The sequence below is a fragment of the Draconibacterium orientale genome (genome assembly GCF_900111425.1).
In the GTDB taxonomy this organism is placed as follows: Bacteria; Bacteroidota; Bacteroidia; order Bacteroidales; family Prolixibacteraceae; genus Draconibacterium; species Draconibacterium orientale.
In genome coordinates, this window is sequence record NZ_FOHT01000007.1 from 25,467 (window position 1) to 39,052 (window position 13,586).

General features: G+C 41.1%; 14 protein-coding genes and 1 tRNA gene. 7 read left to right on the top strand and 8 right to left on the bottom strand.

Annotated elements, in window-relative coordinates:
* Positions 1 to 8: 8 nt before the first annotated feature.
* The 6 genes from BMW53_RS05685 to BMW53_RS05710 all read left to right on the top strand — a co-directional run bounded on the left by BMW53_RS05685 (position 9) and on the right by BMW53_RS05710 (position 6,035).
* Positions 9 to 82, top strand: a tRNA-His gene (locus tag BMW53_RS05685).
* Between the two features lie 255 nt (positions 83 to 337).
* Positions 338 to 1,948, top strand: a complete 1,611-nt coding sequence (locus tag BMW53_RS05690; protein ID WP_038557840.1) for a tetrathionate reductase family octaheme c-type cytochrome — start codon at positions 338 to 340, stop codon at positions 1,946 to 1,948.
* Positions 1,949 to 1,950: 2 nt separating this feature from the next.
* Positions 1,951 to 2,592 (top strand): cytochrome b/b6 domain-containing protein, encoded by a 642-nt coding sequence (locus BMW53_RS05695; RefSeq protein WP_051567754.1) that lies wholly within the window; start codon positions 1,951 to 1,953, stop codon positions 2,590 to 2,592.
* Between the two features lie 43 nt (positions 2,593 to 2,635).
* Complete coding sequence (locus tag BMW53_RS05700; RefSeq protein ID WP_038557844.1) at positions 2,636 to 3,154, top strand: YeeE/YedE thiosulfate transporter family protein; 519 nt, start codon at positions 2,636 to 2,638, stop codon at positions 3,152 to 3,154.
* Positions 3,155 to 3,190: 36 nt separating this feature from the next.
* Positions 3,191 to 4,390 carry a YeeE/YedE thiosulfate transporter family protein gene (locus BMW53_RS05705; protein WP_038557846.1) on the top strand — a complete coding sequence of 400 codons (1,200 nt, stop codon included), beginning with the start codon at positions 3,191 to 3,193 and terminating at the stop codon, positions 4,388 to 4,390.
* Between the two features lie 481 nt (positions 4,391 to 4,871).
* Positions 4,872 to 6,035, top strand: coding sequence for a sigma-54-dependent transcriptional regulator (locus BMW53_RS05710; protein WP_038557848.1), 1,164 nt, complete (start codon positions 4,872 to 4,874; stop codon positions 6,033 to 6,035).
* 421 nt (positions 6,036 to 6,456) lie between these two features.
* Here BMW53_RS05710 and BMW53_RS05720 read toward each other — a convergent pair whose 3' ends face one another.
* From BMW53_RS05720 to rsfS, 6 genes are read right to left on the bottom strand one after another with little or no spacing between them, the layout of a single operon-like run.
* On the bottom strand, positions 6,457 to 7,203 hold the full coding sequence (locus BMW53_RS05720) for a CDP-alcohol phosphatidyltransferase family protein (RefSeq protein WP_038557852.1): 747 nt from the start codon (positions 7,201 to 7,203) through the stop codon (positions 6,457 to 6,459).
* 13 nt (positions 7,204 to 7,216) lie between these two features.
* Positions 7,217 to 8,044, bottom strand: coding sequence for a phosphatidate cytidylyltransferase (locus BMW53_RS05725; protein ID WP_038557855.1), 828 nt, complete (start codon positions 8,042 to 8,044; stop codon positions 7,217 to 7,219).
* Positions 8,037 to 8,246 (bottom strand): putative signal transducing protein, encoded by a 210-nt coding sequence (locus BMW53_RS05730; RefSeq protein ID WP_051567758.1) that lies wholly within the window; start codon positions 8,244 to 8,246, stop codon positions 8,037 to 8,039. Before BMW53_RS05730 ends, BMW53_RS05725 begins: the two co-directional genes overlap by 8 nt.
* Before the next feature lie 49 nt (positions 8,247 to 8,295).
* On the bottom strand, positions 8,296 to 8,910 hold the full coding sequence (locus BMW53_RS05735) for a LutC/YkgG family protein (protein WP_038557857.1): 615 nt from the start codon (positions 8,908 to 8,910) through the stop codon (positions 8,296 to 8,298).
* On the bottom strand, positions 8,911 to 10,989 hold the full coding sequence (ftsH, locus tag BMW53_RS05740) for an ATP-dependent zinc metalloprotease FtsH (protein ID WP_074780321.1): 2,079 nt from the start codon (positions 10,987 to 10,989) through the stop codon (positions 8,911 to 8,913). It lies immediately after the preceding gene.
* Positions 10,990 to 10,995: 6 nt separating this feature from the next.
* Positions 10,996 to 11,361: a ribosome silencing factor gene (gene rsfS, locus BMW53_RS05745; protein WP_038557859.1), complete on the bottom strand. Its 366-nt coding sequence runs from the start codon at positions 11,359 to 11,361 to the stop codon at positions 10,996 to 10,998.
* Between the two features lie 80 nt (positions 11,362 to 11,441).
* Between rsfS and BMW53_RS05750 the strand changes: the two genes are divergently transcribed.
* A complete protein-coding gene (locus BMW53_RS05750) occupies positions 11,442 to 12,182 on the top strand; it encodes a biotin--[acetyl-CoA-carboxylase] ligase (RefSeq protein ID WP_038557861.1) in 741 nt (246 codons plus the stop codon).
* 244 nt (positions 12,183 to 12,426) lie between these two features.
* Here the strand turns inward: BMW53_RS05750 and BMW53_RS05755 are convergent, their stop codons facing one another.
* Both BMW53_RS05755 and pyrE read right to left on the bottom strand, forming a co-directional pair.
* Positions 12,427 to 12,876, bottom strand: a complete 450-nt coding sequence (locus BMW53_RS05755; RefSeq protein WP_038557862.1) for an SRPBCC family protein — start codon at positions 12,874 to 12,876, stop codon at positions 12,427 to 12,429.
* A gap of 71 nt (positions 12,877 to 12,947) precedes the next feature.
* Positions 12,948 to 13,580, bottom strand: coding sequence for an orotate phosphoribosyltransferase (gene pyrE, locus BMW53_RS05760; protein WP_038557864.1), 633 nt, complete (start codon positions 13,578 to 13,580; stop codon positions 12,948 to 12,950).
* Positions 13,581 to 13,586: the final 6 nt, after the last annotated feature.

Here is a 13,586-nt window from a genome sequence, read left to right on the forward strand (position 1 = left end):
ACAAAATGGTGGTTGTAGTTCAGTTGGTTAGAACGCCGGATTGTGGTTCCGGAGGTCGTGGGTTCAAATCCCATCATCCACCCTGCAAAAGCTTCAGATTTTATCTGGAGCTTTTTTTATGCTCTCCCGGTTTATTAAAAAACGGAAAAGTAATTTCTTTAGCTCCGTTCGTCCTATGCTGTTCAGGCACAGGTTTAAAACATTTTTTCTCTTTTGTGATATACTTTCATGGGGCGACCCCTTATTCAGTCTAAATATAAATTGCCATATCCTGATATTTAACACATTGAAGTATCTGTATATTTGAGTATGTTTATGCTTGAAAAAATCTTAATCAATGGTTAAAAAGATAATAATACCTTTAATTGTAGTGGTTGCAATAATAGCAGCCATCCAGCTTTTTCATAAAGAAAAGCCGTTTTACGATTTAAAGCTGGAGAAATTACGTCAGGAATATGCAATAAAACCTGTCCCCTCGGTTGAACATAGCAAATTTAAGGTGCTTCAGGCTGACTTTGAAACACCGCAGGAAGTAACGGAGGCATGTCTTACCTGTCATACCGAAGTTCATAAGGAAATAATGGGGTCAAGTCACTGGAACTGGGAGCGTATCGCGTATGTTGAGGGACGTGGAATTCGTGCAATCGGGAAAAAGAATCTTTTAAATAATTTCTGTATTGGGTCGCAGACTAATGAGCAGGCATGTGCAAAATGCCATATTGGTTTTGGAATGAATAATGATCATTTCGATTTTAAAAATGCCCGCAATGTTGACTGTATGGTGTGTCACGATAACTCGGAAGAATACCAGAAAGGAACTTCCATGGCAGGTTATCCCGATCGTAGTGTGAACCTCAGTAAAGTTGCACAAAGTGTAGGGCAACCAACAAAAAATAATTGTGGTGCATGCCATTTTTATAGTGGTGGTGGAAATAATGTAAAACATGGCGATTTGGAAGCAGCTCTAATTGCAACCACGCGCGATGTAGATGTACACATGGCTGCCAACGGATTAAACATGAGTTGTGTTGATTGTCATACGGCAGAAAATCATGTGATGAAAGGTAAGCTTTATTCGGTGTCGGCTGATAATATTAACCGCCTGAATTGCGAAGATTGTCACACCAACATGCCACACTTTAACCAGATGTTGAACAGACATACTGCAAAAGTTGCATGTCAAACGTGTCATATTCCAACCTATGCAAAAGAGAATGCCACAAAAATGGAATGGAACTGGTCGGATGCCGGTAAACTAAAAGATGGTGAGCCATATATGGAAAATGATTCATTAGGTAACCACACTTATATGTCGATTAAAGGTTCGTTTAAATGGGCTCGAAATATACAGCCCGATTACCTTTGGTTTAATGGTACTGCCGATCATTATATGATGGGAGATACGATCGGGGAAATTCCGGTGCAGATGAACAAGCTGTTTGGCGCACATGACGATCCGAATTCAAAAATTATTCCGGTAAAGATTCATGTTGGCGATCAGATTTACGATAAGAAATACAATATTTTAATTCAGCCAAAACTATTTGCAGAAGAGAAGGGAGATAGTGCTTATTGGAAGGATTTTGACTGGGATCAGGCTTCAGAGGCAGGAATGAACAGACTGGGATATCCCTACAGTGGAGAATATGGTTTTGTAAGAACGGAGATGTACTGGCCGGTAAACCACATGGTAGCGCCAAAAGAACAGTCTGTTTCGTGCGCCGAATGCCATACCAGAAGTAGTGGTCGACTGGAAAAACTCACCGGGTTCTACTTGCCCGGACGCGATAATAATCCAATTCTCGATGGCATTGGTCGCTGGCTAATTATTCTGGCGCTGGGCGGTGTAATCGTTCATGCGGCTATCCGTATTTTCTATTCGTTAAGTAATAAGGAGTACGAAACGGAGATAATTGACTACGAGAATCAGAATAATCAAAAACAATAGCAATGAGTAAAATATATATTTATAAGGGGTTTAATCGTTTCTGGCACTGGACGCAGGCAGCATTAATCTTTTTCCTGACAGTAACCGGTTTCGAAGTTCATGATTCAATTCATTTATTTGGCTACGAAAAAGCTGTGTACTTTCATCGTATTGCTTCGTATGCCTTTTTGGTACTCATTGCCTTTGCCATATTCTGGCATGTAACTACAGGTGAGTGGAAACAATATATTCCCAATGTAAGCAAGCTTTCGGCACAAATAAAGTATTATACCAGCGGCATATTTAAGAAAGAACCACACCCAACAAAAAAAACGCAGGTTAGTAAGTTAAACCCGCTTCAGGCTTTTACCTATCTGGGATTTAAGCTTGTTTTGGTACCCATGATGGTGATTTCGGGCTTGTTGTACATGTTTCATAAAACGGTAGATGGCAATAACGAGATTGTAATTCGCGATATTAGCCTTGGAAGTATTGCAAACTGGCATTCATTCGGCGCGTTCTTATTGGTTGCTTTTGTAATCGTTCATATATACATGACTACCACCGGGCACACTTATACATCTAATTTAAAAGCAATGATTACAGGATACGAAGAGTTAGATGATGAAAAAGTTGCAGATGACGAAAAGAATAAAGCGGAATAGAGAAAATGGAATCAATTATAAAATACAATAAATATCAAAAAAAATGAGGTCGAAAAAATATATGAATCCTTATCTCGCAGGTTTTCTTTTAGGCTTAATTTTATTGGCCACCATTTACATAACCGGTAGAGGACTTGGAGCAAGTGGAGCGATGAAAAGTGTTGTTATTGAAAGCGTTAATACCGTGGCACCACAGCATGCCGGGAACACGCAATTTTACAAAGAATATGCAGCCGAACATCCCAACGGTCCTTTACGCTCGTGGCTGGTTTTCGAGGTGTTGGGCGTTATTATCGGTGCTTTTTTATCAGGAGTAATGTCTGATCGCATAGGATGGAAACTCGAAAAAGGGCCAAAAGCAACCAATGCCATGCGAATTGTAGGAGCCATAACCGGCGGTGCCCTTTTTGGCCTGGGGTCGCAACTGGGGCGCGGATGTACCAGCGGGTCGGCATTGAGTGGAATGGCAGTGATGTCGTTTGGAGGAATTATTACCATGATGTCTATTTTCGGAATGGCATATATGCTGGCTTTCTTCTTCAGACGATTGTGGCTGAAATAATTATAAATTTTTACAACCGAAAAAAACAATATTATTATGGCACCATTAGTTCCTGAAATAATTGGCAACGAATTTAATTTTGTAATTGCATTGCTTATTGGTGTTGCCTTTGGGTACACCCTTGAGCAGGCAGGTTTTTCCAGTACCAAAAAGCTGGTTGGTTTGTTTTATGGTTACGATTTTACCGTATTACGTGTTTTTTTTACGGCCGGCGTAACAGCAATGATAGGAGTTTTGTTATTGGCACACTTTGGGCTGCTCGATATAAGATTGATTTATGTAAATCCCACTTTTCTGTGGTCGGCACTTGTAGGAGGAGCAATTATGGGGGCCGGATTTATTATTGGCGGTTTTTGCCCCGGCACAAGTGTTTGTGCGGCATCGATTGGTAAACTCGATGGATGGGCATTTATTTTTGGAAGCTTGATCGGAATACTTGCTTTTGCAGAATTTTATCCTATTCTGGAGCCCATTTATCTGGGAAAAGCGATGGGGCCGGTTCGCATCGACGTATTCTTTGGCCTGTCGCCGGTTGCATGGGCTTTTATATTAACGGCAATTGCAATACTCGCTTTTTACGGAACTACGTGGGTAGAATACCGGGTTCGCAAAAAACAACTGAAATTTAGCCCTTTAACAATGCGCAGAACTTACCTGGTGTCTGTTGTTCCATTTGTTTTTATATTGTTGGCTGTGGTAATTCCATCGCGAAACGATAGAATTCAAAAACAAGTTGCCGACAAAAAAGAACAGGGCAAATGTGTTTTTAAAGAAATATCGGCAGATAAACTTGCCGATGAGTTGGTTAATAATTACTACAAAGTAAATTTAATTGATGTGCGAACGAAGGAAGAATTTGAGAGCGGTCATTTACCACTGGCCATTAATATTCCATTAAGCGAGTTTCTTGATCGGAAGTACGAGGATTATTTCAAACAAAAACACAAAACAAATATTTTCTATTCGAACGATTCTGCCACACACAAAGAGGCATGTTTAACGGCGCAGTTTGTTGGCAAATCGAATAACCTGATTTTGAAAGAAACGGCCGATGATTTTGAGCGAATAATATTCCATGCTCAAAAACCGGAGCCTCTGGCTGGTAAAGAAGCCTACGAAGAATATTTGTTTCGGTCGGGAGCTGCGCGTAAACTTACCGAATTACAAACAGCATTCGAAAACCTGAATAAACCGGTAATAAAAGAAGTGATAAAAGCTACGGGCGGGTGTAGTTAAAAACAAACGAAAATAGAAAAGGATAAGAAAATCCCGGAGAACAACTCTTCGGGATTTTTATTTGGATTACGCCGAAAAGAGATTGTTAGCAGATAATACTACTCGTTGGTGATGGTCTCACTCAAAGTAAAGAGAGTCCGGGGCTGTATATGATTAAATTAAACAGCCCCGGACTTTAAGCTTCTCTCACTCCAGATGAGGTTATCACTAGAGAAGCCCAGAATAATTTTCGGGTCCAGCGGTTTATAACCGCTGATTATTTGTGCATAAAAGGAGAGTCCGGTGCTGTATATGTTTAATGTATACAGCACCGGACTCTAGAGTTTCTCTTACTCCAGGTGAGGTTATCGCCTGGTTGCTGTTTCTTTATCAGAGCTTCAAGGTTTCGTAAACCTTGAAGCTCTGTAAATTTTTATTGGAATCATTTTTGTAAAGCGTTCTGCTGTATTTATTGTTATATTCGAAATTAAAACAGAAACGCATGTCAAAGATCCTGGTAATAGACGACGAGAGAAGCATCAGAAATACGCTAAAAGATATTCTCGAATACGAGAAATATGAAGTAGATCTGGCAGAAGATGGAACAAAAGGAATTGAGAAAATTCGTTCGGCCGAGTACGATATTGTACTTTGTGATATAAAAATGCCGGGACTGGATGGCATTGAAGTCTTGGAACGCCTGGTGGTTTTGGCTCCCGACACTCCGGTGGTGATGATCTCGGGTCACGGAAATATTGATACCGCTGTTGATTCGATAAAAAAGGGAGCTTTTGATTATATCGAGAAGCCATTGGATTTGAACCGCTTGCTGATTACTATCCGCAACGCCATGGACAAATCAACGCTGGTTACCGAAACCAGAATTCTGAAGAAAAAGGTTAATAAGAAATTCGAGATTATTGGCGAATCAAAAGCCATTACCGATATTATTCAGATGGCCGACCGCGTTGCTCCAACCGATGCACGTGTTTTAATTACCGGTGCCAACGGATCGGGAAAAGAGCTGGTCGCCCGCCGGATTCACGATCAAAGTAACCGCGCATCAGGTCCGTTTGTTGAAGTGAATTGTGCGGCTATTCCTTCAGAATTGATCGAAAGCGAGTTGTTCGGTCACGAAAAAGGTGCATTTACCTCGGCAGTAAAACAGCGTAAAGGAAAATTTGAGCAAGCCAATGGCGGAACACTTTTCCTGGATGAAATTGGGGATATGAGTCTTTCGGCACAAGCCAAAGTTTTACGTGCGCTGCAGGAAAGTATTATCAGCCGTGTTGGCGGCGATAAACACATAAAAGTGGATGTTAGGGTAGTGGCCGCTACCAATAAAAACCTGGCCAACGAAATCGATCAGAATAAATTCAGGGAAGACCTGTACCACCGCTTAAGTGTGATTCTGATTCATGTTCCGACGCTTAACGAACGCCTCGACGATATACCACTGCTTGCCAGCCATTTTATCAAACAAATTTGTGGCGAGTACGGAATGCAGGAAAAAACCATTTCGGAAAAGGGCATTAAAGAGCTGCAAAAAATTAACTGGACCGGAAATATTCGCGAGTTCAGAAATGTAATTGAAAGGCTGATTATTTTGTGCGACCAGGAAATTACCGATGCCGATGTGCTAAAATTTGCAGCACCTTTAAAATAGAATTCTTTAAATTATTCCTCAATCCTAAAACAACTTTACTGATTTGTTGTTAAGTATTTTACAAAGAAGTTAATAACGTTCTGTAATGTTCGTTATTAAAGATATTAGCCTCTGGTTTCGGAAGTCAATTTGTCATGGCGTATTATTAATCTTTCCCTCGGGAAAATATTTTCTTCCGTTTTCAGAGGCTTTTCTTTTGCAAATTTCCCAATGATTATAAATAGAAATTTCACGCAGAGAACGCTAAGTTTTCGCAAAGAACGCAAACATACTTTAAATCCTTGGCGAACTTTGCGCTCCTTCCCTCCTTTGCGTGAAAAGATATCAACTTTTGAATAACTCCATAGGAGTTCGATTTTAGTAAGAATCCGAAAAACAAAAGTACACAACCCGGTACGGGTTGGATTGCCATTATCTCGGTCTAAAACTCAACCTTGAACAGGTAGAAAATCACATTCAGAATAATGTAAAGTAAGATGATCAGCGCCAGTCCGTAAACGTTAAAAACGATTAGTAAAATGGCTGATAACGCCAGGAAAAGGTAACGATACCAGTTGTCTTTTAAACGCAGGTTTTTCACTTTCAGTGAAAACATGGGCATATTAATCACCATCATCCCCGACATGAAAATACCCAGAAGAACCAGGTTTTTTGTGGAATAAAGCGATTGGAAAATATCGTGGTATTTCGGGAACTCGAGCATCAAGCCCAACGAAGCCCAAAATATTCCGTTCGATGGAATAGGCAAACCTCTAAAAAATGGTTCGTCGCTGGTAAATACATTAAATTTTGCCAGGCGGATAGCACCAAAAACCGGGACTAGAAATGCCGAGAAAAGAATTATCCACTGCCACCATTCGCCACTAATTTCATGTATGGGTTGGTTCTTCCCGAACATCGCAAACTCCAGTAAGGTAAAGAGAATAGCTCCCGGAGCCACTCCAAACGACACCAAATCGGATAAGGAATCGAGCTGTTTACCGATTTCAGAATAGGCTTTTAAAGCACGAGCCGCCAGCCCGTCGGCAAAGTCGAAAACCGAGGCGGCACAAATAAAAATACCGGCCCAGATCAGGTGCCCGTCGATGGCAAAAATGGTTGCAACTACTCCTGATAACAGGTTGAGGGTGGTAATAAAATTGGGTATCTGTTTAATAATGTTCTTCATTTGTTAATACGCATTACACGTTTCCGGTAAAAATGAGCCAAATAAAAATTGCAGGGATAACAAAAAGCAAACTATCCAGGCGGTCTAAAAATCCACCGTGTCCGGGCAAGAATGTTCCCGAGTCTTTTATATCTATTTCGCGTTTTATCTTCGATTCGAATAGGTCGCCCAGGGTGCCGAAAACCGCAGTAAGTACTGCAATTGCTATCCAGCTAACCATGCTCACCGCCGGAAATAGTACAGCATTTACTATTCCCATAATTATGGCAAAAACGGCTCCACCAATCAGTCCTTCCCACGATTTTGCGGGCGATATATTCTTACACATTTTATGTTTGCCAAACTGTGTTCCCACCAGGTAAGCTGCCGAATCGTTTATCCACAAAATAAAATACACGCCAACCATTATCCACGGGTAAAAGGTATTTTGCCCGTTAACCGACGTGTGTACTACAAAGTTCATCAAACTAAAGGGCAGGGCAATGTAAGCAAAACCCAGTGTACTCGAACCTGCATTCTTTAGGGTGTCTTTGTCGCTTCTGAAAATTTCGACAATAAGCAGAATAACCACTATGGCAATAAAACTAAAGCCAAACTGGCGCGGCAGATAGTTATTCGATAAGGCAAAACAAATGAGGAAAAAGATAACGCCAAAAATGCTTCCGATAATGCGCGAAGGATGATGGCCCGCTTTTTCCACCATGGCATAAAATTCGTATTGGGTAATAAATAACAGCGTTGCAAATACCACTGCAAAAATGATCGGATGCAGCAGTGTTCCACCCAGCATAACGGCTATATAAATAATTCCGGTTAGAGAGCGTTTAAGTAAATTACTCACCTTTTAATTCTTTGATTAGGTTAATAGCTTCGTTGCGGTTTTCTTCGGCAACATAAATTTTGTACTCGCCAAAATTCTGGTATGCCGAATCGTGTTGGTTAAGAACAACAATTTTTATTCCGGCACTTTCAAGCAGGTCTTTGGCCATTTCCGCTTTGTATTCGTGTGCTGTCATAAAAATCATTTCCCAACCTTTTTCCATGCTGCAAAGTTAACAAAATCTGGTTTCCGAGAAGTTAAATAGTGTGAAGCTAGTAGAGAAACACATGCAGTTCGCGCGGTCCGTGAGCTCCCATCACCAGCGTTTTTTCGATATCGGCAGTTCGGCTTGGGCCGGTAACTAAGGTAATTTGCGAAGGCAACTGATCGGGATATTTCTCGCGGATTTTTGCGTAAGCAGTATGCAGATAATCAACAAGCTGATCTTTACGGGCAATAACAATGTGTTGCGGCGGATACACCGATAATTGGCGGCCTCCCAGTAAGGCAGAACTTACCATTACCGATCCGGTGTGGGCAACTAAAAATTCGCACGATGTTATTCCTGCCTCAATGGCTTGTTGTCTGTTTTCGAAGTTTTGATGTTGAATTCCGTTTTTTGCCAGTAATTCCTGAAGTTCATCTTCAGCGCAAACCACTTCCGTTTCAGGAATATTCTGCAAAACTGTTTTTAGCTTTTCAACCAGCTCTTCTTCTGATTTGCACAAATAGACACTCCCGTTTACCGCCTCCATATTTTCTTTAAATGCCTGACCTAAAGATCTTTCAATAGCGTGATAAACGGGAGCGTCAAAATCTGGCATTTCCGGCTCGGGGTGAATGGCGTTTTTCAGCCTGTTTAGTATTTCTTCTCGAGCCGTTGCCATTTATTCTTTCGTTGTTTCTTCTTCGTGATTTTCTTCTGCTTTTGCTTTCGTGTCTTCGATAAGATCTGTTTTTACAGGTTCTTCACCGTTACCGTTTCCATTTTCAGAAATTACGTGTTTTTTATCCCACGGGCGTTTTCCAAAAATTTCTTCCAGATCTTCACTAAATATCACCTCGCGTTCAAGCAGTAAATTAGCCAGTTTTGCGTGTCCTTCCGAATTTTCTTTCAGCACTTGTTTCGCACGTTGATACTGACTGTCGATCAGGATTTTCACTTCCTCGTCGATCAGTTCGGCCGTTTTTTCGCTGTATGGTTTGGTGAATGAATAATCCGACTGGCCGGTTGAATCGTAAAAGCTTATGTTTCCTACTTTTTCGCTCATACCAAAAATGCTCACCATAGCATACGCCTGTTTGGTAACTTTTTCGAGGTCGTTTTGTGCTCCCGACGAAATTTTACCAAAAGTAATTTCCTCCGCTGCACGTCCGCCCAGTGCCGATGCCATTTCATCCAGCAATTGATCTTTTGTGGTGATCGAGCGTTCTTCAGGCAAATACCAGGCAGCTCCCAGCGCTTTCCCGCGAGGAACGATAGTTACTTTAACCAGCGGATGTGCATATTCCAGCAACCAGCTTATTGTTGCGTGGCCTGCTTCGTGGAAAGCAATTGTTTTCTTTTCTTCCTGCGAAATGATTTTATTTTTCTTTTCCAAACCACCGATAATACGGTCAACGGCATCAAGGAAATCCTGTTTAACAATAGCATCTCTGTTTCTGCGGGCAGCAATTAAGGCCGCTTCGTTACAAACGTTGGCAATATCGGCACCCGAAAATCCCGGTGTTTGTTTAGCCAGAAAATCAACTTTTACCTCTTCGCTCAGTTTTAACGGACGAAGGTGAACGTTGAAAATCTCGCCACGCTCATTCAGGTCAGGTAATTCAACGTGAATTTGGCGGTCGAAACGTCCGGCACGCATTAATGCACGGTCCAGAATATCGGCACGGTTGGTAGCCGCCAGAATGATTACCCCGCTGTTGGTATCGAAACCATCCATTTCGGTAAGTAGCTGGTTTAGCGTATTTTCACGCTCGTCGTTCGATCCCATGTTTGGGTTTTTACCACGGGCACGACCAATGGCGTCAATCTCGTCGATAAACACAATACACGGTGCTTTTTCTTTGGCTTGTTTAAACAAATCGCGAACACGCGATGCTCCAACTCCCACAAACATCTCTACAAAATCGGAACCCGACATGCTAAAAAACGGAACGTTTGCTTCGCCGGCAACGGCCTTTGCCAACAAGGTTTTTCCGGTTCCCGGAGGGCCAACCAACAATGCGCCTTTTGGAATTTTACCACCAAGTTTGGTATATTTTGCCGGGCTTTTCAGGAATTCTACAATTTCTTCCACTTCCTGTTTGGCCTCTGCCAGTCCGGCAACATCTTTAAAGTTTGTCGATACTCTCTGGTCTTTGTCAAAAACTTTGGCCTGCGATTTTCCTACATTGAAAATACCTCCTGCGCCACCTCCTCCTGCGCCACCACGGCTCATTCTACGGAAAATCCACCACCACAGTAATATTATCAGTACAAAAGGCCCGATCGACCAAATAATGTCGCGCGCCCAATTCTGCTCATCTTCGTACACCGGAAAGACTTTGTCTTGCATGTTTTCCTGTGCAACCTTAAGGTCGTCGGCAAAATTTTCAATTGGTCCGGTATTCAGCTTAAAGTGCGGGCCAATATCTGATGGTTTCGAGAAGTTTCCTTCAAACTGCGATTCGTAATTTTTTACCCGATCTTCTTTCAAATAAATCCGGGCAATTTTTTCATTAATTACTACAATACGTTTTACATCGCCGTTTTGCAGCATTGTTTTTACCTCGGGCCACGAGGTGTCAACCGGGCCTTTGCTGGTGCTGATGTAATATTGTACAATAAGAAAAACAACAGCTATAATTCCGTAAATCCAATAGGCATTGAATTTTGGCGGCTTGCCGTTGTTTTTGGGATTTAACTTCCCAAAAGGGTTGTTCAGATTGTTCTGGTCTTTTTTGTTATTTTGTTTATCTGTCATGGTCTTTTAATCTTCTTCAATTTTAGTAATTTTTGCATCAGCCCAAAGTTCTTCAAGGTTATAAAACCGGCGTGCATCTTCCTGGAAAACATGCACCATTACATCTCCGTAATCCAACAATATCCAAATTGCATTTCGGTAGCCATCGCGATGCCATACATCCTGTCCGGTAATTTCTTTTACCGTTTGTTCTACCGAGTGTGCAATGGAATCAGCATGTGTTGAGGAGGTTCCGTGGCAAATAATAAAATGTCCACATTCTGTGTGGCCGATACTTTCCAGATCAACGTGTTTTATCTCTTTTCCTTTTATCCGATGAATACCTTCAAGAATTGCTTCTATTAAAACCTTTGATTCTTCTGCTTTATTCATAAAAAATTATTGTACCCTACAAAGATAATCTTTTTGTCCATTAACCATTTTTAAAGAGAATGGTTTACTTTTGAATTTATATGTTTTTAACGGACAAAAATATTATTGTTTTTAATGAGCTCGATAGTACCAACAACTATGCCAAGCAACTGGTAAAAGAAAAGGCGGCTCAAGGTACTGTCGTTTTGGCACATTACCAGGAAAGTGGACGTGGGCAGGTTGGTAATTTTTGGGAAAGCGAACGCGATAAAAATTTGCTTTTTAGTGTGATTCTATACCCCGGTTTTTTAGAAGCTGGAAAACAGTTTTACATTTCGAAAGTGGTTAGCCTGGCTTTGGCCGACGTACTTAAACAGCATTTAAATGACGTGAAAATTAAGTGGCCCAACGATATTTATGTGGGCGAAAAGAAAATTGCCGGCATTTTAATTGAAAACACGTTGAAAGGGATGGCGCTTGATTCATCGATAGTTGGCGTTGGGGTGAACGTAAATCAGGAGCAGTTTCTTTCGGATGCACCCAATCCGGTTTCGATGAAACAGCTTTTGAAAAAAGGATTTGAAATTCAGGATATTTTAAAAGCTTTTTTGCAGAAGCTTGAGAATTATATCGAGATTTTGCGTGAGGGAAGACTCGAAAAAGTAGATGCGGAATATTTTCAAGCTTTATTCAGAAACGAGGGTTTGCACCCGTACCGGAAAGACGGCAAAGAGTTTAGCGCCAGAATTGCAGGCATTGGCAGTTTTGGGCAACTTCAGTTGGAAGAACCCGACGGAAATGTAACAGAATATATGTTTAAAGAGGTGGAGTTTGTTGTTTGAAACAGATTGTTAGAGATTGAAAAAAAGATTGAATTAGATTGATTAATTGAAGAATTGTTGAATGCTACTTTGCAAAATAATGAGTTACATTCAACCATAATATCTCAGCGTTGCTCTGTGAAAATCTCTGTGTTACTCTGTGGTAAAAAAATTGCCTACTAATTTGCCAGCTGCCTATTCCTTCTAAAATCTACAATCGTTAATTATCATTCGAAATTCCTTCTGTGCTGAAAACTGAAAACTGCTACTGATAAGGCAACCTTGAAAGTGTGTCGGCCAATTGATTGATACCTTCTTCTAGTTTACTTCCGGCCATCATTTTAATCATCATGCTCATTTCGGCATGCAGTGTAAGGCGCATTTTTGTTTTGTATTCATTAACCGGCATTAACTGAATCCAGAAAGTAAAACTCAGTGGTAAACCACCCGAACTTTCTACTTTTATCGTTTTAAATGGCTCGCGGTTAACGATCTTAATTTCGGCAACTCCCAGCCCGGTAATATTGAATTTACACGAATCGCGGTCCGACTCAAAATCGGTAATTTTAATCTGGGGTACCTTCTCAGTTATTTTCTCTATCAAGCCTGAATTGAGGTATGTCGATAGGTTTTCGAAATTCGACAGGTAATTAAAAACCACCTGTTGATTTTGTTCGATAACTTTTACTTCGCTAACGTATTTGTTGAGTGCCATATGTTTTAATAAAAAATCCCGCACCCAATAACCATTAGGAGCGGGAAATATTTAATGTCTTTTCTTTCCGGTTATTTTCCCCAGTTTGCAGGGTCTTCGCGCCACTCCATCAGCGACTCCACCTGATCTTTTGTAATGTCGCCTCTTTCCAGCGAAAAGTCGATCAGGATCTGGTAACGGCTCAACGAAGTAAGTTCGATACCTGCTTTCTGGAAGTTTTCTTTTGCCAATGGGAAATTATATGTAAAAATTGATACCATTCCCACAACATCGCCACCAAAGTTGTTAACTGCTTCGGCAGCTTTCAAGCTACTGATTCCTGTTGATACAAGATCTTCTACTACAACAACCTTTTTGAACGGTTTAAGGTCGCCCTCAATCAGGTTTTCCAGTCCGTGTCCCTTTGGTTTCGAACGAACATAAATGAATGGAAGTCCCAGTTTATCGGCCACCAGCGCGCCAATTGCAATAGCTCCGGTGGCTACCCCGGCAATCACTTCTGCTTCCGGGTATTTTTCCTGAATCAGCTGTACAAACGCATCGCGAATGAAAGAGCGGGTTTCAGGATAAGAAAGCGTTTTTCTGTTGTCGCAATAAATTGGAGATTTCCAACCCGATGCCCATGTAAATGGATTATCTGGTTGTATCTTTATGGTGTTAATTTCAAGTAATCGCTTGGTTACTTCAGTTTGTATATTTTCCATAATTAT